This window comes from Butyrivibrio sp. NATIVEDY162, assembly GCF_045999815.1.
Taxonomy (GTDB): domain Bacteria; phylum Bacillota; class Clostridia; order Lachnospirales; family Lachnospiraceae; genus Butyrivibrio.
Genome location: NZ_CP172573.1, coordinates 2,319,004 through 2,342,190 on the forward strand (window position 1 = coordinate 2,319,004; position 23,187 = coordinate 2,342,190).

General features: G+C 40.2%; 15 protein-coding genes. 2 read left to right on the forward strand and 13 right to left on the reverse strand.

Annotated features, from left to right (window positions below; translation table 11 throughout):
- The 11 genes from ACHCNF_RS10065 to fba all read right to left on the reverse strand — a co-directional run bounded on the left by ACHCNF_RS10065 (position 1) and on the right by fba (position 14,061).
- A complete protein-coding gene (locus ACHCNF_RS10065) occupies positions 1-1,560 on the reverse strand; it encodes an ABC-F family ATP-binding cassette domain-containing protein (protein WP_408069673.1) in 1,560 nt (519 codons plus the stop codon).
- Positions 1,561-1,821: 261 nt separating this feature from the next.
- Positions 1,822-2,850 carry a glycoside hydrolase family 5 protein gene (locus tag ACHCNF_RS10070; protein WP_408069674.1) on the reverse strand — a complete coding sequence of 343 codons (1,029 nt, stop codon included), beginning with the start codon at positions 2,848-2,850 and terminating at the stop codon, positions 1,822-1,824.
- 125 nt (positions 2,851-2,975) lie between these two features.
- Positions 2,976-4,055 (reverse strand): PTS sugar transporter subunit IIC, encoded by a 1,080-nt coding sequence (locus tag ACHCNF_RS10075; protein ID WP_408069675.1) that lies wholly within the window; start codon positions 4,053-4,055, stop codon positions 2,976-2,978.
- Between the two features lie 64 nt (positions 4,056-4,119).
- On the reverse strand, positions 4,120-5,316 hold the full coding sequence (locus tag ACHCNF_RS10080) for an FprA family A-type flavoprotein (protein ID WP_408069676.1): 1,197 nt from the start codon (positions 5,314-5,316) through the stop codon (positions 4,120-4,122).
- A gap of 122 nt (positions 5,317-5,438) precedes the next feature.
- The gene (locus ACHCNF_RS10085) at positions 5,439-7,025 is read right to left on the reverse strand and encodes an NAD(P)/FAD-dependent oxidoreductase (RefSeq protein ID WP_408069677.1); all 1,587 of its coding nucleotides are present in this window, start codon (positions 7,023-7,025) and stop codon (positions 5,439-5,441) included.
- Between the two features lie 69 nt (positions 7,026-7,094).
- The gene (locus ACHCNF_RS10090; RefSeq protein WP_408069678.1) at positions 7,095-9,104 is read right to left on the reverse strand and encodes a response regulator; all 2,010 of its coding nucleotides are present in this window, start codon (positions 9,102-9,104) and stop codon (positions 7,095-7,097) included.
- Positions 9,091-11,277, reverse strand: a complete 2,187-nt coding sequence (locus ACHCNF_RS10095; protein WP_408069679.1) for a hybrid sensor histidine kinase/response regulator — start codon at positions 11,275-11,277, stop codon at positions 9,091-9,093. The genes ACHCNF_RS10090 and ACHCNF_RS10095 overlap by 14 nt, the downstream gene beginning before the upstream one ends.
- 35 nt (positions 11,278-11,312) lie before the next feature.
- Positions 11,313-11,936 (reverse strand): YdcF family protein, encoded by a 624-nt coding sequence (locus ACHCNF_RS10100; protein ID WP_408069680.1) that lies wholly within the window; start codon positions 11,934-11,936, stop codon positions 11,313-11,315.
- Positions 11,933-12,448, reverse strand: coding sequence for a flavin reductase (locus ACHCNF_RS10105; RefSeq protein ID WP_408069681.1), 516 nt, complete (start codon positions 12,446-12,448; stop codon positions 11,933-11,935). Before ACHCNF_RS10105 ends, ACHCNF_RS10100 begins: the two co-directional genes overlap by 4 nt.
- A gap of 12 nt (positions 12,449-12,460) precedes the next feature.
- Positions 12,461-12,964 (reverse strand): transcription elongation factor GreA, encoded by a 504-nt coding sequence (gene greA / locus ACHCNF_RS10110; protein WP_408069682.1) that lies wholly within the window; start codon positions 12,962-12,964, stop codon positions 12,461-12,463.
- A gap of 161 nt (positions 12,965-13,125) precedes the next feature.
- A complete protein-coding gene (fba, locus tag ACHCNF_RS10115) occupies positions 13,126-14,061 on the reverse strand; it encodes a class II fructose-1,6-bisphosphate aldolase (RefSeq protein WP_408069683.1) in 936 nt (311 codons plus the stop codon).
- A 195-nt stretch (positions 14,062-14,256) separates the two neighbouring features.
- Here fba and ACHCNF_RS10120 point away from each other — a divergent pair, with 195 nt between their 5' ends.
- A complete protein-coding gene (locus tag ACHCNF_RS10120; protein ID WP_408069684.1) occupies positions 14,257-15,738 on the forward strand; it encodes a hypothetical protein in 1,482 nt (493 codons plus the stop codon).
- A gap of 17 nt (positions 15,739-15,755) precedes the next feature.
- Positions 15,756-17,234 carry an MBOAT family O-acyltransferase gene (locus ACHCNF_RS10125; protein WP_408069685.1) on the forward strand — a complete coding sequence of 493 codons (1,479 nt, stop codon included), beginning with the start codon at positions 15,756-15,758 and terminating at the stop codon, positions 17,232-17,234.
- On the opposite strand, the gene ACHCNF_RS10130 is transcribed toward ACHCNF_RS10125, so the two are convergent.
- Positions 17,223-20,441: a glycosyltransferase family 39 protein gene (locus tag ACHCNF_RS10130; RefSeq protein WP_408069686.1), complete on the reverse strand. Its 3,219-nt coding sequence runs from the start codon at positions 20,439-20,441 to the stop codon at positions 17,223-17,225. The two genes, ACHCNF_RS10125 and ACHCNF_RS10130, sit on opposite strands and share 12 nt — an antisense overlap.
- The gene (locus ACHCNF_RS10135; RefSeq protein ID WP_408069687.1) at positions 20,410-23,169 is read right to left on the reverse strand and encodes a YfhO family protein; all 2,760 of its coding nucleotides are present in this window, start codon (positions 23,167-23,169) and stop codon (positions 20,410-20,412) included. The genes ACHCNF_RS10130 and ACHCNF_RS10135 overlap by 32 nt, the downstream gene beginning before the upstream one ends.
- Positions 23,170-23,187 lie beyond the last annotated feature (18 nt).

Genomic DNA, 23,187 nt, shown 5'->3' on the forward strand with positions numbered 1-23,187 from the left:
TTATATCCTTGTAGTCCACTTTGTGCAATCAACAATTTCCGTAGCAAGATCCTGATAAAAATCAGGTTCATGACATACCATAATTACTGTACCCTTGTACTCTTTTAGTGCCCTATGGAGCTCTTCTTTTGCATCAACATCCAGGTGATTTGTAGGCTCATCAAGTACAAGGATATTAGATTCTCTATTGATCAGCTTACAAAGTCTTACCTTTGCCTGCTCGCCTCCGGATAATACCTTACATTTACTCTCAATATGCTTTGTAGTAAGCCCGCATTTTGCAAGCGCAGATCTTACCTCATACTGTGAAAATGAAGGAAATTCATTCCAAATCTCTTCCATACATGTAGTCTCGATATTGGGTGCCATCTCCTGCTCAAAATAGCCTATTTCAACATTCTCGCCTCTTTTAACAGATCCTGATATAGGCGGAATGATTCCGAGTATACTCTTTAAAAGAGTTGACTTTCCTATTCCATTTGCACCGGTGAGTACTGTAAAAGTATTTCTCTCTATAAACATATTTAAGGGCTTTGAGAGGGGCTCATCATATCCAATTACAAGGTCTTGAATTTCAAATAAAAACTTACTTGGAGTCTTTGCTGTTTTAAAGTTAAACTCCGGCTTTGGCTTTTCCTGAATCTTTTCAATCAGTTCCATGCTATCAAGCTTTTTCTGACGGGCCATAGCCATGTTTCTTGTGGCAACTCTGGCCTTGTTCCTTGCTACAAAGTCCTTGAGGTCTGCAATTTCCTGCTGCTGCCTATTGTAAGCTGCCTCTCTTTGAGCCTTCTTCATCTCATACACTTCCATGAATTTGTCATAGTCGCCTACATACCTGTCAAGGCTGTGGGTCTGACCATCCATGTGATATATGATATTTACAACATTATTTAAAAACGGAATATCATGAGAAATCAAAATAAATGCATTCTCATAATCCTGCAGATATCTTGTCAGCCATACAATATGTTCTGCATCCAGATAGTTTGTAGGCTCATCCAATAGCAAAATATCAGGCTTTTCCAAAAGGAGCTTTGCCAAAAGTATTTTTGTTCTCTGTCCACCCGACAGTTCCGTAACATCACGATCAAGACCAAGCTCTAAGAATCCCAGAGCCCTTGATACCTCTTCTATTTTTGAATCAATCAGATAAAAATCATGATTAGTCAAAAGATCCTGGATTGTACCAAGCTCCTCCATATATTCTTCAAGCTGCTTTTCGTCAGCTTCTGCCATGGCATCACAGATTTCATTCATCCTGCGCTCCATATCAAAAAGCGGCTCGTATGCAGAAGACAAAACATCTCTGATAGTCATGCCTTCCTTGAGCACAGCATGTTGGTCAAGGTATCCCACCTTAACATTCTTGGCCCACTCGATGTTCCCGGCATCAGGCATGAGTTTTCCGATTATTATGTTCATAAATGTGGATTTACCCTCACCATTAGCTCCGACAAGACCTATGTGCTCACCCTTTAATAGCCTGAATGATACATCGTCAAAAATAGCCCTGTCTCCAAAGCCATGTGTAAGGTGCTCTACATTTAAAATACTCATTTCCAAAATATCCTTTCATGATCAACCATAATGTCCCAATATTATATCATAGAAAAGCTATCTTCTCGTATGAGAACAAAGAGTCGCTCGCGACTCTTTGCGCGCTGGTGCGAGCAAGCTTTAGCTTGCAAAATTCATCTGCGCACCAGTCGCATCCTTAGCGGAGCGCTTTTTATTCAATAGGAAATCCAAAGGAATTTCCTATTGAATAAAAAACACCGGTCTTCCAACAGGAAAACCGGTGCCAAAATACTCTTTTTATTACATCATTTTCAGAACTTCATCCCTTACAGGATCCATATAAGAATCCACAAGCCCGAAATCCATTTCTCTATAGCTCCATGCTGCGCGTCCGATATTGTACTTGTTAAAGCAGCTTCCAATAGCTTGATACCACTTAAGAGCATCCTCAGGAGTTGCAAGGTTTATAACTCCATACTCACCACAGTAGAGTGCCACATTTCTCTCATTGGCCACCCTCACAGCTTCCTCCATATACTGCTCAAAATACTCAATTCCAAGCTTCTTATCAGGATCATCTACCTTAAGCTCCTCAGGTCTGTTACCTAGCTGAGCAAAAGCATTGTTATCATACTCGCGATAGGTTGAGTCAAATGGCATTCTGAAAGAATGGTCCATTGTGTCTATCCATGCTGCTCCCTGATGTGTAAATACCAGTGGCTCGTAGCAGTGGAAGTTATAAACAACATTCTCATCATAAGGCTCACACAGATCCTTTAACGCCACAATGCTGTTATTGTAATAACCTCCCAGCAGAATTTTTACAGTAGGCGCATATTTTCTGATTCTTTTAATACACTCTGTAGAAACCCTGTTCCAGATATCACAATATTCCTTCTTTGTAACTTCATTTAAAAGCTCAAATGCCAGTCTGTCCTCGTATTTTCCAAACCTCTGGGCAAACTGCTCCCAAAGTTTGAAAAATCTCTCCTGGTATTTCTCGTTTTCAAAAAAGCCTGCTTCCTGCTCTCCGTTATCGAAGCTGTAACCAAAGGTCTTATGAAGATCCAAAACCATATTCAGACCATATTCCCCGGCCCAGTCTATTGCCTTCTGAATATATCTGAATCCGTCTTCCTTGTAGGTTCCGTCCTTTTCCTCCACAAGATCATAGTCTACAGGAACTCTTATATGATCAAGTCCCCAGCTTTTGATTTTTTCAATATCGTTCTTTTTGATAAAGTTATCATATCTTTCCTTAGTGTGGTCACACTGTGAAAGCCAGCCTCCAAGGTTTATTCCGTGTGAAAATCCCGGAAATTGTTTCATGTTTTTGTCCTCCTTAAATTAAGCAGAATTTACCACTGCATTTTATAATCTAATACTTCTGCCAAAGGCTTTTATACAAAAACTATGATATTTTTATCAAATTGATGCGAAAAATGTTGCACGGCTTAGGAAAGTGTTAAATCTCCTTCCTTTATCCATCCTATTTTTCTGAAAAATGCGCCAAACACGCATGTAAGAACTGCAGGAAGTACAAAGCAGATAAGCACAAGTCCTGCCCAGTCAAAAGCAGTAATTGCAGCTTTTGCTCCTGTTGCTACATCATTTACCCATCCTGCATAAACACCTATCTGACCTACAAGGCCACAGGTTCCCATGCCTGATGCAACAGCACTTGCAGGGTCGTTCATCTGAAGCTTGAAAACACATGTAGCTATAGGTCCTGTAATTGCACTTGTGAGAATAGGTGCAATCCAGATCTTAGGGTTTTTAACTATATTACCCATCTGAAGCATTGAAGTTCCTATGCCCTGTGAAACAAGGCCTCCCCACTTGTTCTCCTTAAATGACATGCAGGCAAAACCAACCATCTGAGCACAGCATCCTGCTACAGCTGCTCCTCCTGCGAGTCCTGTAAGTCCAAGCGCTGCACATATTGCAGCTGATGATATCGGAAGTGTAAGTGCTATTCCTACTACTACAGAAACAACTATTCCCATAAGGAATGGCTGCTGCTCCGTAGCCCACATTACAACTCCTCCAATAGATGATGCAGCTGATCCAATAGCCGGTGCAATAAGGCTTGCAAGACCTACGCCTACAAGAATAGTTACTATAGGAGTAACCAGAATATCAACCTTTGTTTCCTTTGATACTGCTTTTCCACACTCAGCAGCAATAATTGCTATGAAAAGAACCGCCAGCGGTCCGCCTGCCCCCTTGCCGCCTGCAAGAGTAGTACTTCCAAGTGCATTTGCCGCATAGCCTACAGTAACCAAAGAAAAAAGTACAAGTGGTGGTGCCTGAAGCGCATATCCGATTGCTACAGCCATGGCTGCGCCACTCATAGATGATGCATAACCGCCTATATCAGACAACCACGTGAGATTAAGCTGTGTGCCGATTGTATTGAGAATCGTTCCTATTAGGAGCGACGCAAACAATCCCTGCGCCATAGCCGACAGTGCCTCGATACCGTATCTCTTTCCGGAGATTACGATATTCTTCCTCTTTAAAAATTCTTTCATTACTCCTCCTTGCCTCCTTGTATCAGTTTCTAAAAAACTGTATACCTAAAGGACTTAATATTTTTTATGCTTCAACAACAGCACTCACAAAGGCTTCGAGAGCCTGTGCGTCTGTCTCATGAAGTGCACTCTTAATTGTGAGCATAGGCTCAACAATATTCACATTTTTAAGACTCTGCAATTTTTCAGTCATAAGCTTTCCTGAAGCAGGAGCCCAGGTTCCGTTCTGTGCAAGCGCAACGGTTCTGTTCTGAACTGTAAGTGCGATACAATCAGAAAGGAAATTCTCCATAGGTGTATAAATGCCATTATTATAAGTGGGACAAAACAGCACAATCTTGCCACAGCGCCATACCTCTGAAATCAGCTCAGATACATGTGTCTGTGAAACGTCATAAACACATACTTTCTTACCACTCTTTTCTCTGATAAGTGCTGCTGCCTTCTGGGCTGCACTCTCTGTATGGCCATACAAACTTCCGTAAATAACTATAATGTCATCATCCTCAGGGGTATAAGTGCTCCATTTCTGGTATTTATCTATAAACCATGCAATATTCTCTCTCCATATAGGACCGTGAAGAGGGCAGATCATTTTTATATCAAGACCTGCTGCCTTCTTAAGAACGGCCTGAACCTGCATTCCATATTTTCCTACAATATTAGCATAGTATCTTCTTGCTTCATCAAGAAAAGTTTTCTCAAAATCATAATCATCTGCAAAAATACCACCATCTATAGCGCCGAACGTACCAAATGCATCTGCACTGAAAAGCACACCGGTAACAGAATCATATGAAAACATCGCTTCAGGCCAGTGTACCATAGGTGCCATAACAAAGTTAAGTGTGTGCTTTCCAAGCTCCAGTTTATCACCTTCTGCTACTGTAACCTTATTATGAGCATTCAGTTCAGGGAAAAACTGTGAAAGAAATGTAAATGTCTTAGCATTACCAACAAGAGTTACTTCAGGATACAGCGCTACTACTGTAGCAATCTGTGAGCAGTGATCAGGCTCCATATGGTTTATCACAAGATAATCAAGTTTCTTTTCTCCAAGAACTCCCTGCAAATTTTCAAGAAACTGGTCTGAAATAGAAATATCTGCTGTATCCAAAAGGGCTGTCTTCTCATCTTTTATTACATAGCTGTTGTAGGAGACTCCGTGTTCAAGCGGAAAAATATTCTCGAATCTGGAAAGTCTTCTGTCACTTCCTCCAATCCAAAATGTCTCATCGGTAATCTGTTTATAGTTGATCATTTTATCTGCCTCCTTATCTTACGCTATTTTATATAGCACTCTCTTATGGCATCTCCTATGATACCTTAAGCCCTCATTTTCAAAAAACGGACGCCAATACATTAATTGGCGCCCGTATAAATTCAGTCAATCTCTATCTCTTCATCCTCAGGATTCTTTTCCTCCGTGGATTCGTGATATTCTTTTTCGGTATTTACACTCCAAATATTGCTTCTGTCACGTGTACCGCTAAGAATATTTTTAACAGTCTCAAATGATGTGCACATTGAGTGATCAATGTTGTTATATCTGTGCTGGCCGTTTCTTCCTACGCAGAAGAGGTTGTCGATGGAATTCAGATAATCGACCAGCTTATCCATCTCATCATATGTATCAAAGTAAGCAGGGTATGCCTTCTTAACACGCTCTACATGGTAGTCAAGAACTTCCTTCTCCTCATCAATGAGATTGATCTTTACCATCTCCTTGATAGCCATTTTTGCAAATTCATCATCGGTCATACTCCACATGGAATCGCCTTCATTACAGAAGTACTCAAGTCCCATCCATACAGTGTTGTCGATGTCCTTAACAAGATAAGGAGACCAGTTGTTATAAATCTGGAAACGTCCCATTGATACGTTGCGGTCATGCACATATACCCAGTTATCTGGGACAATGTTTCCGATGGTTCTGACCTTGGTCTTATTCTCAAGATTAAGATGAGGTATAAGAACACCAAGTGTCATATAGTCTCTGTAAGGAAGTCCTGCAGCTATTCGTGCAGGATCTGCAGGAACATCATTCATTCCGGCTACAAGGTCCTTGATAGGCATTGAGCTGATAATGTAATCACCCTCAATATCAACATTCTGACCATCCTTTTCGTAGGTAACACCAACAAGATGATCTCCATCTTTATTGATCTTTACTACTTTAGCACCGGTAATGATAGTACCGCCCTTCTTCTCTATCTCAGAAGCTGTTACATCCCAGAGCTGACCGGGACCGAGCTTCGGATAACTGAATTCCTCAATAAGGGATGTTTCTACTTTTCCGCCTGTCTTACCGCTTTTTTTCTTAAAAGCGTTGGCCAAAACTGCCATAATAGAAACGCCCTTAACTCTCTGAGCCCCCCAGCTGGGATCTATCTCTGAGGGATGTCTTCCCCACAAATTGGCTGTGTAATGCTCAAAGAACATTGAATACAATTTCTTACCAAAACGATTTACATAAAAATCTTCAAGTGAATTTTCCTTGCGCTTAAAGATCATGGCCTTGATATATGAGAAACCTGCAACAATTGTTGTCCACAGTCCCATGTTTGTAAAGGTCTCGACCTTAAGTGTTATAGGATAATCAAAAAACTTTCCGTTGAAGAATATTCGTGAAATACGATTTCTTCTAAGCATAACCCTGTCAACCATCTCAGGATCCGGGCCATTACTTGCCAGAGAGGATGAACGCTTCAGTACGATGTCATCATAAGAAGGCTTACCCTGTCTTGGCAACATCTTGTCCCACCATTCATTAACTTCAGGGACTTTAGAGAAAAATCTGTGCCCACCCATATCCATGCGGTTACCGTTATATTCTACAGTTCTTGAAATACCACCAAACTTATCCGTTTCCTCAAGAACTACCACTTCGATATCTTTTGATTTGTCCAATAACTCGTAAGCTGCCGTAAGTCCTGCAGGACCTGCGCCAATGATTACTGCTTTTTTCATTTTTACATTCTGCTCCACTATCTTAATTTATTACGATCACAATAGTGTAATTTTATCATTTATAGCAATTTATGTCGACTGCATATTTGCCTTAAGTGACATAATTGTTGACTCAACTACCTTCATATCAATGGGTTTTGACAGATGAGCGTTCATGCCGGCATCAATTGCTCTTTGTACATCATCCGCATATGCATTGGCTGTCATGGCTATTATCGGTATCTTTCCGGCATCCGGCCTGTCCAATCCACGTATGATCTTTGCAGCCTGATATCCATTCATAACAGGCATATGAATATCAAGCAGTATCATATCATATTCCCCGACCTCAGCACTCATATACTTTTCAACAGCCTCCTGTCCGTTGGTCACCCTGTCTATCTTGGCTCCCTCCATATTCATCAGCTCTGCGAGTATATCTGCATTGATATCATTATCCTCTGCAGCCAGGAAATGCATTCCCTCAAGTACATTATTATTTTGCTCTTTACTTCCTTTGCCTGTTCTTTTCAGTATATCCTCCATCAGCTGCTTAAATGTCGACAGGAAAAACGGAGTCTGCAAAAAGTCATATATTCCGGCGTCTCTAGCCTCACCCGCTATTTCTTCCCAGTCATCCGTAAGCAGAATAAGAATAGGCTTTGGCACAAGCTTTTTATCCCTTACAAAGGCAGCAAGCTCAAAGCAGCTGATACTCCTGATCTGCATACCAAGGATAATAATATCAAATCCTCTGTTTTCTTCATCCCCTGCCTCTATAAGTCTTATAGCTCTGTATCCGCTTGTGCAGAAGAACACTTCAACATTTGTATCCTTAAGGGCTACCTGGATTTTTTCACATTCCTCCATATTGTCATCTATTATAAGCATTCGGTGTATTCCATGGTTCTTCCAGAAGTCGCCGGTTTCCTGCTTAACACCCTGTAGCCTTAATGTTATGGTAAAAGTCGAACCCTTGCCCTCTTCAGATTCAACTGATATGGTGCCGCCCATCATCTGAACAAGGTTCCTGGAAATAGCCATTCCAAGACCAGTCCCCTGTATCCCGACCGTTGCCTCTTTTATTTCACGGGAAAAGGGATCAAACAATTTCTGCTGAAATTCTTCACTCATTCCAACCCCATTGTCTTTGACAACAAATCTCAGATCCCAATAGTCGCTGCTTCCACTTCTCTCTTCATTTATTGAAAAATCTACTTTTCCACCATTTTGGGTGTATTTTATTGCATTTCCAAGGATATTAACAAGAATTTCATTTATTCTTTTTTTGTCACCTATGAATAAATCCTGTTCTACACCTCCGGAATGTACCTGATAATCGATTTGTTTTGCTTTCGCCTGAAATGCTATTACAGAATTGACCTCCTCCAGCAGAAGTCCCAGCGCAAACTCTTCATGATTTATATCCGCCTTCCCGCTCTCTATTTTGCTCATATCAAGAACATCATTAAGAAGTGATAAGAGATTCTGACATGCAAGTCCTATTTTATGTGTATAGTCTCTCACCTTCTGCGGGTTATCGGAATTCTTTGCAATTAACAGATTAAAATTAGTTATTGCATTCATAGGTGTTCTGAAATCATGTGACATATTTGCAAGGAAGCTCGTTTTGGCGGCATTTGCAGCATTTGCCACCTCTATCATCTCCTCCATCTGTCTGTTTCGTTTCACTTCATCAGTTATATCTGCCCATACTAGCAAAAATCTATCCTTGCCATCTATCTCTGAATGGCGGATACTCCCTCTAAAATATCTTATTTCTCCTGTCTTCTGATTCTTTGTCTCAAGAGTATCAGCCTCTATGCTTTCTCCAATCTGTAGTTTTCTTAGTTCTTCATTTGAAGGGGGAGATTCTCCATCTGTTTTAACTCCGTTCTTGATCAGATTCCTGATATCGCTAATTATTACATCTCTGGGCATTCCAATGATTTCCTCAGCATTTTCGGTCAAAAACTCCACTTTGAAATCCTTTGCTGAAAATACTGCGGCAACCGTATTATTCAGATTTATCACGTAGTCAAAGAACCATTCTTTAAAACGTACTTCATTATCTAAAGAATAATTATCATTTTCTTTCATAGCTTTCCTGCTCCCTGGATTTAAGCGCTCTGACAGTACTTTCAAAAAGCTTTATATCAATAGGTTTTGGCAAATGTGCATTCATTCCGGATTCACTTGTTTTTTCTATATCATCCTTAAAAGCATTGGCACTCATGGCTATAATCGGAATGTCTCCGGCATCCTGACGTCCTTTAGAAGCAAGAGCCCTTATAGCTCCAGCTGCTTCATATCCGTTCATATTTGGCATCTGAATATCCATAAGAATCATGTCATAATATCCCGGAGGTTTCCCGGAAAATTCCAAAACAGCTTTTTCTCCGTCTTCCGCCACATCCACAAGCCCGGCTCCTCTTAGCTTAAGTATTTCAACAAGTATTTCTGCGTTTAGCTCATTATCCTCTGCTGCAAGAAACCGCATTCCGCTAAATACATTGTCGTTTTCAGAGTTAATGCTTTCAGAATTACCTGACTCGAGAGCATCCTCGAGCTCTTTCATTTCTTCAAGCTCGGTTTTTTTTGCAACTTCAAATCCCAGATGCAGGGTAAATACAGTTCCCCTATCTACTTCACTTTTTACTTCAATAGTTCCTCCGAGCATACTGATAATTTTTTTTACTACTGTAAGCCCGAGTCCGGTTCCCTGCTCTTTATTTGCTGTTTTTCTTTGCTCTCTCATAAATGGTTCATAGATCTTATCTATAAAGTCACTGCTTATGCCAATTCCATTGTCCGATATTTCAAAGCACAACTGTAGTCTGCTGTCCGACTCATCATTTTCTGCATAGATTTTTAATGATATTACTCCTTTTTCTTCAGTGAATGTGACCGCATTTTGCAAAAGATTTTTTAATGCTATTTCTACCTTCTCAGAATCGCCTACTAATGCATCTTCCTTTACAGCTTCTCTGTCTACCGTAAATACCTGATTTTTTTCAGCTGCGAGGGGCGATATTTCCTTACTGACATTTCTGATAAGATCATTTAGCGAAAATCTCTCATTTTTAATTTCTTCTCCGCCCTCCTCCATTTTGCTAAGATCAAGAATACAGCCAATCATATTTATCATGTTACGCTGTGCACGCTCTGCCTTTTCACCATATTCGATGACTTTTTCAGAATTGCCAGCATTTTCCTTCATCAAGGTAATATATCCCGCAAGAGCATTCATAGGCGTCCTGAAATCATGTGACATATTTGAAAGAAATCTTGTTTTTGCCTCATTAGCTGATTTAGCAACCACAAGCATTTCCTGCATCGAATGGTATCTCATAAGAAGTATTATTATGAGGGCGACAATGGAAAAAGCTACTATAAGAAGCACATTATTTATCCCTTTTACATGAGCTATATTTCTGTCAACTCCCTCTGCCGGAGTAAGGCATACAAGCATACTGTCTCGCATCTCACAAGGCATATAGGTGATGTAATAATCTATGCCTTCTATAGTCATGACGCAGACTCCCGTCATTCTCCCTGCCACTTCTCTTTCTAATGTTTCTCCTGCAGGATCATATAAAACTTCACCTTTTTCCATGATGTAATCCACAATATTCTCTTTTTCCAGGGAGATATCCACAGAAGAAACAATCAGTTTTCCACTTTTATCAACAAGATAATTCTGCGACCCTTCCATGTCGCTTCGCCTTGTGGTGATTCTGTTTTTGATCTGTATGGAATCAATTCCCAGTCCCATGGCGCAGTAATCAAGCCCGTCATACGTTCCCGGCTTGATTCCCAGTACGAAAACATCCAGTCTTTTACCATTCGGATCCATTAAATGTGTGACCTGAAGTGATCCAACATTCTTAAGCTTATGTTTAAATTCGCTTCCTTCATCTATTTTTCCGCTATTTCCTGACACATCCCTGTAAGCTCCGCTCTCATCAAACAGGTATACCTCTTCAACTTCCCATATTCTTTTTTCTGTGGAAATATAATCACAAAAATCCTCTATACCTGAGGATTTCTTATGTTCAAGATGATACGACCAGCTTCGAAGCAGTTTATGATACCTCGTAAATCTGGTCGAAATTACAGACTCCAGCTGCGAAAAATATGTCGTCAGCTGAACTATTCGATCACTATAGATAAATCTGTCCTGAATTGTGTTTACCGCAAAGATCAGGACGACAAAAAGCAGAGCAATGGTTACAGACATTGTCCACTTTGATGTCGTTTTCTCACTACGCATATTAACCCCTCATGTAAATAGCGTCTCGTGAATTATTATCTGAGCTCGTACATTCTGTCCCCTTTAAAATATTCACCGCATTTTCTAAGCTCAGAAAGAACTAAATTATAGCTTTTTAAATTGTCCATCCAGGTATCAATGCTGATACCTCTCGTTACTATCGGACAAACCGTTATCTTAATATCTCTTAGCTCTGATTGAAAAGTCATAAGAGCACGTCTTGCATGGAATGCCTGGCAGCACAGTATTATGTGCTCTATTTTCTCTTCCCTTCTCTTCTCTTCAATTATCTTTGCGGAAAATTTGGCATTATCAAAAGTGTTAGTTGACTCCGTCTCCTGAATAATTGCTTTTTCATCAACCCCCTGCATCACCATCAGTTTGGTAAGATACTCTGCTTCTGTAGCACAGCCAAGGCTGTCGCCGCTGCTTGCAGAAAATCTGTTAAACTCATCCTCAAGTGAGTCATAGGTCATATAGTATTTTCCCGATACAAGAATTCTTGGAGCATAACCTTCCTTCCAAAGATATGCTGCATTATCTGCGAGCTCCTTAATCGGTGCTCCCGGTACAAGTATAAGATCAGCCTTTACAGGCTTCTCAGATAGAAAAATAAATTTTCCTATCTCCTCAAAAGATGCAATATTAGCCGGTTTCATCGAATCATTACCTTTTTCATTTCAGCTATATAAATATAGTGATAATCCCCTTTCGCGTAATAATCTGCTATCAAACGTCCATTTACAAAGTTCTCTTCCTTCATTTGCTGCTTATACAAAACCTTGCACAAAATAACATTATCAGCCTCATCTATGAAGGGAATCCCCTCGTCATAATTGAGATTCAGCTTAGCATTGCCAATTTTGTCCTCATCTCTTCCGGACACAGATCCCAGATACTTTCTGAGTCCCTTGTATTTTTCGTTATGAAGAAATGATAATGAGAACTTCTTCTGGGCATCTATAAATTCCTTGGTATATCTGCTCTCTCGAACATATACTATAGCACAGGTCTTGTCCCAGACATGCGTAACTCCTCCCCATGACACAGTCATCGTATTGGCTTTCTCTGCATTGCCTGCTGTAAGCAGAGCCCAGGTATCTCCGCCAAATCTAAATGCGCCTTCTAGAATATCATTAAGGTCAACGGGTTGGAATACATGAAGTCCCATAATTCATCCTCCTTAAAAGTCTCTGAGTTTATCTTCCTCTGTAAGTTCCGTGTTTTCTATTTTCAAAATAGTTATGTCATAGCTGTAGTCACTGTTTACTTCTATAGTCAGCTTATCTCCGACCTTATGTCCCAAAAGCTGTTTTCCAAGAGGAGATTCTATACTGATAAGTCCCTTCAATGCGTTACCTCTCATGGTGGTAACTATCTTATAAGTAGCCTCAGACCCATCATCCTCCATGCGCACAGTTACGGTTTTGTTCATGCCGACTTCGTCCTCTGCGCTTTTATCATCAACTATCTCTGCAGTCTTGATCATTCTCTCTAAAAATCTGATCCTGCTCTCGTTGGCATTTTTAGCCTTTTTTGCTGCATAGTATTCGAAGTTTTCACTTAAGTCGCCCTGTGCTCTTGCTTCCTTTACATCCTCGAGAAGCTCTTTTCTGACAACGGCCTTGCGGTGCTCTATTTCCGCTTCCATGTCCTCAATATCTTTTTTTGTAAGTTGATTGTGCATTATTTTACCCTCTTTAAAAGCATATATAATAATTGTACACGAGTAAACGTCTAAATAAAAGTTAAGAAAACGTAAACTATTTGCCCATATTATTAAAAAGCTGCCACAGGATATCCCATGGCAGCTCCATAATCAAATATATATTTCTGCTATAGCTTCTATCAAGCCTTACCGTCAGAACCAAGAACGTTGATAACCTTGTCGTGAACGATTTCCTTAACGTAAGCACGTCCATCACCAAGATACTGACGAGGATCGAAGTGCTCAGGATGCTCAGCAAAGTGCTGACGGATACCTGCTGTCATGCCAAGACGAAGATCGGAATCGATGTTGATCTTGCAGACTGCACTCTTAGCTGCTGCACGAAGCTGCTCATCCGGAATACCGATAGCATCCTTCATAGCGCCGCCGTTCTCATTGATGATTCCAACGTACTTCTGAGGAACTGCTGAAGAACCGTGAAGAACGATTGGGAATCCGGGAAGTCTCTTAACAACTTCCTCAAGGATATCAAGACGAAGCTTGGGATCCTGGCCGGGCTTAAACTTGAATGCACCATGGCTTGTTCCGATAGCGATAGCCAGTGAATCAACGCCTGTACGCTTCATGAAGTCCTCAACCTGATCGGGATTTGTGTACTGAGCTGCATCATCTGCAACATTTACATCATCCTCAACACCTGAAAGAGTACCAAGCTCAGCCTCTACTACGCATCCCTTAGAGTGAGCGTAATCAGCAACCTTCTTAGAAAGCTCGATATTCTCTTCGTAAGGCTTAGAAGAAGCATCGATCATAACAGATGTGAATCCGTTATCGATACACTCCTTACAAATTTCAAAGCTTGCACCATGATCAAGATGAAGAGCGATCGGAATAGATGTAGCTTCTGTAGCTGCCTTAACCATGTTTACAAGGTAAGGGAACTGTGCATACTTGATAGCGCCCTGTGAGCACTGAAGAATAACGGGGGACTTGAGCTCGTCACAAGCCTCTGTAATAGCCTGTATGAACTCCATGTTGTTGATATTGAATGCACCAACAGCATATCCACCATCGTATGCTTTTTTGAACATATCAGTCGTTGTAACTAATGGCATAATTTTTACCACCTTTCGTAAATATTGTTAACAAAACACTAGGAATATTATAGCTCAATTCATGAACTTAGTACAATCCTTATTTACTATGAAATTGGCTTTTTCTATAAGGTTTTATGATACAATTATTGTTGCCTGCATACTAAAGTCGTACGAAAATGTCAGGCAATAAAAACACATCCGGAGGAATCTAAAGTGCGCAAAAAGCTTTTAGTTGCAGTACGTGACATCCTTTTTATATTTATACTGCTTTGCTGTATCGTTGTCACATCCCTGCTGGTTGAGCGTAAATCCAGCTTCAATAAAAATGAAATGTTTTTCAGAGAGGCCAAAAAAGATCATATAGATGCTCTAATTCTTGGATCTTCTCATGTCATAAACGGCATAAATCCCCTCCAGTTATATGAGGAGCACGGTTTTACTTCATATAATCTTGGAGGTTATGGCAGTGTACTGCTATCTAGCTATTGGCAGCTGATGCTTGCCCTTGAGCACTGCACACCCAAGCTGGTCATCATTGATTCATACATGCTTGAAAATGATGTCAGATACATCGATGACCCCAATGCCAATGTAAGCAGTGATGAGCTTCATCTTAATATCGACAGATTTCCCTTAAGCAGAATGAAATATCACGCCATAAATGACATGTTTGAAAACCAGGATAAAAAGTATTCCTATTGGTTCGATTTCATTGTCTATCACGACAGATGGAAGGAACTTGATTCTGCTGATTTCAAACGCTTTACGAAGGATGCAGATATAAACCGCATGATGGGCGCCGTGATGGAATACAAGCTTCATTCTGCAGAGTATGAGTATGTAGATTATCAGGCAGGTACTTTAGAGCAGGAAACCGTCGGAACCATGTATCTTAGAATGATTCTTAATACCTGCAGGGACCGCGGCATACAGGCAGTAGTTGTAACCGTTCCCTTCCTCGCCATGGCTGAAAATCAGGCTGCTGCCCACACAGCTGATAAGATTGCTGCAGAATACGGAGTTCCCTCTCTTAATATGTTAGAGGTACCCGGAATAATAGACTTTAATAACGATATGGAAGATCCCGGACATTTAAATGTCCTTGGCTGTCAAAAGGTAACCTCTTATCTTGGAAATTATCTTGAACAGAACTTCCCTCTTACAGATCACAGAGAGGATGACGGATTTGAAACCTGGCAGGAGTGTCTCAATGAATATCATTCTCAGCTTAATGATATGGCTTCAGGTAACAGCGATATTTACACTCAGCTCATGATGCTGAAGCTTACAGGTAGCGACAAAACATTTGCTGTATCCATACGAGGTGCATCCTCTGTTTACGCAGATTCCACCCTGCTTCGTCAGCTTAAATCCCTTGGAGCATCAGACATGCTGGACAAAGCTGTCTCTGACAAATGCTCATATTTTCTTGTATTTGATAAGGGAACTGTGACTGATTACGCAGGAGATGGTGAAGACACCTACATAGAAACCTCACAGGGAACCCTGATGTATTCCCCTGCAAGCGATATATACAGAGTTCTCAACATAAATGGTGATACTGAGAATAATTACCTCTACTCTGATGATCGTGCATATACTGATGTTCAGATTCTTGGATTTAGTGATGGTAATATTTCATCTCACCAGTACTACACCTGCGACCACTTCACTTATGATTATTCTGAAAACTAATTCTTACGGAGGCTGACATGCAATTCGTTTCATTTGGATTTTTACTGTTTTTGCTTATAACAGTTTCGGTATTTTATATTGTTCCAAAAAAAATAAGATATATCTGGCTCCTTCTTACAAGCTGGATATTCTATTATCTATTATGCGATAAGCTGATTCTTCTGCTTTTTGCAGTTACAGTCATCTCTTACATATCCGGTCTTTTTTGTGCACCATCCTCAAAAAGTATTCCGGGCAGGAAAAGAAAGCTTCCTCTCATATCTGGAATAGTTCTTTTGGTATTTACTCTTGGCTATTTTAAATATACAGGCTTCTTGCTTGAAACTGTTAAGAGTCTGCAGAACGCCTTAGGTCTTGAATCCGTTGGTGAAATAGCCACCATAATTCTTCCTGTTGGAATCTCTTTTTACACCTTCCAGGCAATCGGTTATATTATCGACTGCTACAGGGGAACTATTGAACCCGAGAAAAACTTTTTAAAGCTGTCACTTTTTATTTCATTTTTCCCTCAGATTACTTCCGGTCCTATAGAGAGAGCAGGCAATATGCTGCCTCAATATACTGAGCCTTCAGATTTTGACCACGATAATCTAAGAGATGGTCTCCTCTTAATGTTATGGGGATATTTCCAGAAGATAATAATCGCAGACAGACTAGCCGTTTTAGTTAATACTGTATACTCATCCTATAAAAACTATCCCGGCACAATTTTGTTTTTAGCTACTGTTTTCTATTCTCTTGAGATATATCTTGATTTTGCAGGCTACTCCAACATTGCCATAGGTGCCGCTAAAACCATGGGCATAGAAATAATGCAGAACTTTGAGCAGCCCTATCTGTCTCAGTCAATCGCAGAGTTTTGGAGAAGATGGCATATATCCCTCTCCTCCTGGCTAAGAGACTATTTATATATTCCTCTTGGCGGAAACCGCAAGGGATACGTAAGAAAACTCATTAATATATGCATTGTTTTCGCCATAAGCGGTCTGTGGCACGGCGCCGCATGGACATTTGTATTTTGGGGATTATTGCATGGCTTGTACCAGGTAGTCGAAATAATCACAAAGCCTTCCCGGGATAAGCTTGTAGATATGCTTAAGTTTAATCCTCAGGGTCTGACCATCAAAGTTATCAGGATAATAATTACTTTTCTGCTTGTTAACATCGGATGGATATTCTTTAAGGCACCTACTTTTAAGGTCTCCATGTACATGCTAAAGAATATGTGGACAATAACTCCCTGGGTATTTTTTGACAAATCACTATTTAACCTTGGCCTCACGGAAGCTGACGTAAGACTTCTTATTCCCGCACTCATTATGCTGATAATTGTTGATATTCTTGGCTACAAGGGCATATCCATTCGCGAAAAAGTAACGAAGCAGGCACTGTGCCTACGCTGGGCCGTCTACATCCTTGCAGTACTTTTCGTCTTAGTCTGCGGAGTATGGGGTCCCGGCTACAATGCCGCTTCGTTTATCTACTCAAGCTTTTGATTTTTTAATTTTCAAAAAAATTGTCATTGCAATTGCAAATATAAGTGATATAAGCTCTGCCGCTCTCCAGTAAAGAGGTTCGCGGAATCTGATTCTTATTACGGAATCAGTTCCCGCCGGCAGAGTTATTCTTAACTTATTATTATCCCCGGAAGACAACTTATACGATATCGTTCCATCTGTCCCATAGTAATACGGGTATGAAAGCAGCGGTAAATCTGCATAGCCTTCTTCACCTGAATTATTACTGAGTTTTAGTGAATACTCTCCACCATTTCTTTCTTCATCAGAATATGATATTTCATCACTTGATGGCAGTACCGAAGCATATTGCAGTCTCTCTGTGTCCGTATCCACAAGCATATATTGTCTGTCATCATCAAATGAAGTCCATTCATCTACCGTGTTTAGAGAAACTGTATTTGTCTGCTTTTCCAAAAATGAATTAACATAGGCTCCGCTCTGCCAAAGGCTCAATATTATAAGGAGAGCGCCCAAAATGTAATACTGCCTCTTTTTCTGAATAAGCGCAAATAGCGAACAGATAAGTACTGTTGCCGCAGTAAGATATCTGGCAGGATACTGAATGCTTCCAAGTATCTTAAATATCACCCTGGCCTTGTCGAATAGAAGATCGTAGGGGAAATAGCAGGTGCTTAGGATAAGAGCTATTATGCATAAAACCCAAACCGCTATTTCCGATATATGCTTTTTCAGTTCCTTCCGGGATGATATAAGGTATATGATTCCCATAATAAGAACAGCCAAAAGCGCAAGTCCCGGTGACTGCGGAAGTTCATCAATCGGCTCTGTTCCAAGCTCCTTTATTGGAGCAAGGACGTCATAGAATCCTCCAAGCATCTGTCTCCATGTTATTCCGAAAGTTTGGATCTTTGTCCCCTCTCCGGAATTAATAAGCATGGGCACATTTTTATAATAATCAATAAGTGGTACCGCTTGCCAGAGGTTTAATATGACAGCGGCCAAGCCTGCAGCTCCAATGACTTTCCACTTACCATTAGGCAGCATATTTTTTGCATCTATTATTATAAATAACAAAACAAATAATACTGTCATGACCACACTTAAAAGATGCGTCATAAAAAGTCCTGTTATTCCAAGGACCAGACATATTGCCCCTCGTCTTAGATTGTCATTTCTGTGTATCCTTGCAAGTCCCAGAACCACCAACGGCAAAAATGCAAAAGCACTGTACTCTCCAACAGCTTCCCTGGAGAATAAATCCGTAAGTCTCCAGAAGGATAGGAAGTACAGAATCGTGCAAATGATACCAGCGATTCTTTTCCCTGATAAATACTTAAAGCAAATATATCCTGTAAGCAGTGTAAGAGCCTGAATCAGGATCATGTAGCAAAGATATGCTCTCCAAAGCGGCATCCCCATAATGTGGAGAACTGCCGGAATATACAAAAGCGCATCTCCATACATCACTCCTACCGGATATCCATAATTATTAAACCAAAAATGCTGCATCTTTACAGGGAATTCTCCCGCTTTTAATCCCTCTGCTATTCCGCCTATTCTCCTTAAATGGAAAGGAAGGTCATGACCAAATGGAATTCCATCACTCTTTTTTTCCTCGTTAAGCTCTGATCTGTCATAGTCAATTGGCTCACCGCTATAAATAATAGATGCTCCATCAAGTTCCAGAATCTGGTTACAGCCTATTTTCTGCAGTCTTTGTGTCGCCTCGGGATTTCCCGCAAAGACAAGATAAACATAGTCAGGACTCAACTCCTCAGGCGTATAGAACAGATATCTTGCGTAATACGACGTATCTCCCATATTAAATTCGTAAGGCGAAAGCTTTGTTCCGAGAAGGTAATAGATATAAGGCGGTATATATGGCTGATTATCATGTATTACTACAACCTGTTTATCTGCAAACTCCTCTTTGGTCTCAAGCACCTTAATTGGCTCATCAATGGGCTTTTGAAACAGGTACAGATTGTCTGAATAAGTTCCAAGGTATTTTATAAAAAATGCTCCGGTAAAAGCTATAAACGTGCATCCAAGCACTGTGCATAATACAACATAAAGTTTTCTCTTTTCAGTAAAAAGACTAATTACCTTTTCTGCTCCATATGCTGCAAAAAATGCAACTGTAAAAAAGATGCCATTCATCTTATTTACATTCGGACCATCACCTCCAAGCATTGAACCTATAAGTATCTCTGACAGGAACCAGAAAACAACGGTTACTTCAGGAGCAAAATCCATTTTCTTTAATTTCTTAAATAATGCTGCCATTAACAAGACAAAGCCAACCACGACAAAGGGAATTGTCATGTAATATATGGTTCCAAACGCCGGAATGCTGTTGTAATCAAGGCTATCAAAAAGAAATGTACATTTTAGTGTATTTAAAAATCCTGCAAGACTCGGCGCCCCTATTTCACCCCCTCGGTAGAAGGTAAGCGCAGGCATTGTGATAATCCCAAATACTATCGACTCACTTCCTGTAATATTCACATATTGAGTTATAAGAAGCGGTGTTGCCAGGATGGCAAGAGGAATTACAAAGCTTATCACTCTAAGTATGTTAAGCCTTTTAGTTATAATCAAAACTATAAAAGTCAAAAGTAAAAACAGTGGCATTATGGCATAACAGATAGCATATGTATAAAGCGATATTCCGGACATTATGCCTGCAAATATATAATCTCTGCATTTTCCCGAGTCAACCGCTCTAAGTAATGCATAAATAAAAAGTGTTGTCATTCCAAGCATCAGATTACAATCAAGGCCGAATCTTGCACTCATGACAAAGGCAGGACATCCTGTGAAAATAATGGGATATATGTATGCCGCAGGAGAGTTTTCACCGCATATTCTCTTAACAATCTTCTCACCTGCAAATAATGTTATGAGTGAAGAGATAACACCCGGCAGCCTTATTGCCACAATGCTTAGCCCCATAAATTTCACAAACACAGCTGCCATATATGCATAAAGAGCACTCTGTCCTCCCCCGAAATTTATGAGGTATACAGGAAATGACAAAAGATTTCTGTCCACACCATAATTTGCAAGGCAGTATGCATCGTATGCCATCCCCGCCTCATCCACATGCAATCCTGCAGGTGAACTCTTTAAAAAAATAAGCCTTGATACTATTGCTATGCAATATATTATTCCAAAATATATTGTTCTTTTATCTAATTTGCTGTTCAAACTTTTTCCCATCTGTGCGACCTTTTCTCTCTATGTTGTTTAATAGTATAAGGGCGATAATTCCGATAATAAACAGTATCCATCCGGGCACCAGGCCGGGTGTGTGATACCTTAGCTCTATGCTGTGTGTTCCTTCAGAAATTGGAGTCCCAAGAAACATTACGTTCGCCTTTTCCGGCGTTCTTTTTTCGTTATCCACATATACTGTCCAGCCCTTATCATATGGAATATTAAGAACAAGATATGAATCCTCGGCCGCAGTTATGGTTCCTGTGATCTCATTTGTCATTAGAGACTTCGGGTTTCTGTGAAGTTCATTATCAGCCAGGGTCTCTGCAGCAAATGAAGGCGCTTTTTCCTGATAGCTCTGCATCGGCTGACATATTACCTGAAGACTCTTGAAGCTGTATCTGCCTTTTTGAGGAAAAGTGATGGTTATCCTTGTCCTTGCTTCATCGCTATAGCACAGATTCACAAGGTAATTGTGCCATCCGCTGTAAAACTGACTGTATGGCGTTTTATAGAAAATTGTCTTTGTAACTGCCCTGTTTTCAGGTGTATCGGTGCTTACTGTAATATTGGCTGCATCTTCTTTAATATCGCAGTTTAGGCCTTCAAAATATAAATACGTCTCTGAGCTGGGAATGCCTTCAAATGAAAGCGTGCATTCTCCATTATCTTTTTTTACAACAAAGACGTTATCCTTTACCTTTACGCCATGCTTATCTGTTACTTCATATGGCACGGATATATCTGTGTAATATTCTGATTTTGTAGTATCAAGCTCTGACACTTCACAGGGTATCTTATTATTTTCATTTTCTCTTACAGCGCCATATAGCATAGCCTGCTGCCTGCCTACAGGACTCAGTTCGTCAAAGTCGTCTCTGGGCATAGTCTGTCTGTAGGTGTAACCCAGTGCAGGACTGTTATTATTTGAAAAAATTCCAAAATTGTACCACTCGGAAAATGGTGCATAACCATATGGTATATATCTTTGTTCCTCTTCGTTGTTATAGCGAAGCGTATAATACTTAACTCCTGCAAGCTGCAAAGGAATTGCACGATCATCCAGTCCGAAAAATGAGAAGTTCGACATCTCATTTATAGCAAGTGACTCCATGAAATCCGAAACAGCTCCGTTTGCAAGACTCCAATAAAACTGAGTTGAAGGGATTCCATATGGCAAAGATGCATTCCATGTGAGGTTTCTTCCCGTATAGCTGTAATAGTTGTCATAACCCTCAGGCACAGTCTCTGACATGGCTCTTAGTTCTGTGTTCATTACAAGCTCGTCGTATTCTTCGGGTGTCATTTTATCCACATAACCGCTTGGAAGATTCCCTGCTTCAGGTGCATTTGCGGCATATCCGTTATAAGCTATTCCCATAAGGACCAGAATAAAGATTCCGCCTCTTCTTACTATCTCAGGAAGCTTAGCTGCAAATAAAAATACAAACATTATCCCAAGAAGTATCAGCTGCGGATTTATGTTAGTGGATTTTTCTCCAAATAAAAACAATACGATAGCATAAACCAGGCAGATAGCGCCCATAGCCAAAATTTTCTTTATATTCATGCTCATACTGTCTTCCGCCAAAACTGTTATCAGCCATGAAAGAAGAAGACAATATGCAAAGCTCCATCTGTTGATGGTATAAGAAAATCCTGTCATCACATATCCTGCAACAGGTATCAACAGCATAGCTGTCATCACGATTGTAATAATCCTATACCTTACTGTATCATTTCTGTTTTTTTCATCTGCCTTAAGAAAAAGCATAGCAAGAGCGGGAAGCGCAATAAATGTAAGACTTATAACTGTATCGTACCTTGGGAAGTACTTATATGTAATAAGGCTTACCAGGAGTTCTTTATAATAATCAAGTGAATATAATACAGGAACTGCATGTGAGCCAAGTCCTGCTCTTGGATTTGACAAAAATGCCAGAACAACAGGTAACAGAATTGGCATTGATATAAGCGCCCCTATAAACCCAAGTCCAAAAAAACATCCTATACACTTAAATGCTTCACCAATGCCCGCAAATGCCTTGGATGTAAAGATATAAATCACTGTGTAAATAATGATTAAAAGGACCAGCATATAGAAAAAGTAAAAATTGCTAACTGCAGAAAATGTTACTGCCAATGTAAATGTCAGGAATTTCTTTTCATGAATATATTTCCATACTCCCAGGATAAGAAGCGGAAGGCATATCATAGGCTGAACAAACTGAGGATTCCACATGCCTATAAATAAAACGATGCCGCAAAAAGAATATGATACAGCACCGGTTAATCTGGCCATAGCGGACAGGTTCTTTTTATAACCTGTTAAAAGCAGGAACGCCATACCTGCAAGATAAGGGCGAAGGAAAATCAAAAACTGAAAATAATAATACACATATTTTGATGGCAGTAGCCCTGCCGGGAGATTTAAGGGATCTCCCACAGCGTAATACTGCATAGATGCCAAAAAGTCCGCGCCATATCCTATTCCAAGATCATAGCTCTGAACTGAAAGCTTATGCTCAGTAAACAGTCTGTAGAAGACTCCTCTTAAAAATCTGCCATATTTTGCAAGGGCATTTATATGCTGCTTAAATGCATCGGAACTGTTAATTAGTGATTTACCGCTTTTAAAAAACCATCCCCACACAAGTATGGCCATCAAAACATAAATAATGGTAAAAAATAAAAATACTCTTTTCTTAGAACTGGCAGTTGAAGCTTTCATAGTTGATCAACCTCTTAT

Excerpts from the sequence above, each read along its gene's own strand:
- ACHCNF_RS10065 (WP_408069673.1), bottom strand. The coding sequence starts at position 1,560 with ATGAGTATTTTAAATGTAGAGCACCTTACACATGGCTTTGGAGACAGG.
- ACHCNF_RS10070 (WP_408069674.1), bottom strand. The coding sequence starts at position 2,850 with ATGAAACAATTTCCGGGATTTTCACACGGAATAAACCTTGGAGGCTGG.
- ACHCNF_RS10075 (WP_408069675.1), bottom strand. The coding sequence starts at position 4,055 with ATGAAAGAATTTTTAAAGAGGAAGAATATCGTAATCTCCGGAAAGAGA.
- ACHCNF_RS10080 (WP_408069676.1), bottom strand. The coding sequence starts at position 5,316 with ATGATCAACTATAAACAGATTACCGATGAGACATTTTGGATTGGAGGA.
- ACHCNF_RS10085 (WP_408069677.1), bottom strand. The coding sequence starts at position 7,025 with ATGAAAAAAGCAGTAATCATTGGCGCAGGTCCTGCAGGACTTACGGCA.
- ACHCNF_RS10090 (WP_408069678.1), bottom strand. The coding sequence starts at position 9,104 with ATGAAAGAAAATGATAATTATTCTTTAGATAATGAAGTACGTTTTAAA.
- ACHCNF_RS10095 (WP_408069679.1), bottom strand. The coding sequence starts at position 11,277 with ATGCGTAGTGAGAAAACGACATCAAAGTGGACAATGTCTGTAACCATT.
- ACHCNF_RS10100 (WP_408069680.1), bottom strand. The coding sequence starts at position 11,936 with ATGAAACCGGCTAATATTGCATCTTTTGAGGAGATAGGAAAATTTATT.
- ACHCNF_RS10105 (WP_408069681.1), bottom strand. The coding sequence starts at position 12,448 with ATGGGACTTCATGTATTCCAACCCGTTGACCTTAATGATATTCTAGAA.
- greA (WP_408069682.1), bottom strand. The coding sequence starts at position 12,964 with ATGCACAATCAACTTACAAAAAAAGATATTGAGGACATGGAAGCGGAA.
- fba (WP_408069683.1), bottom strand. The coding sequence starts at position 14,061 with ATGCCATTAGTTACAACGACTGATATGTTCAAAAAAGCATACGATGGT.
- ACHCNF_RS10125 (WP_408069685.1), top strand. The coding sequence starts at position 15,756 with ATGCAATTCGTTTCATTTGGATTTTTACTGTTTTTGCTTATAACAGTT.
- ACHCNF_RS10130 (WP_408069686.1), bottom strand. The coding sequence starts at position 20,441 with ATGGGAAAAAGTTTGAACAGCAAATTAGATAAAAGAACAATATATTTT.
- ACHCNF_RS10135 (WP_408069687.1), bottom strand. The coding sequence starts at position 23,169 with ATGAAAGCTTCAACTGCCAGTTCTAAGAAAAGAGTATTTTTATTTTTT.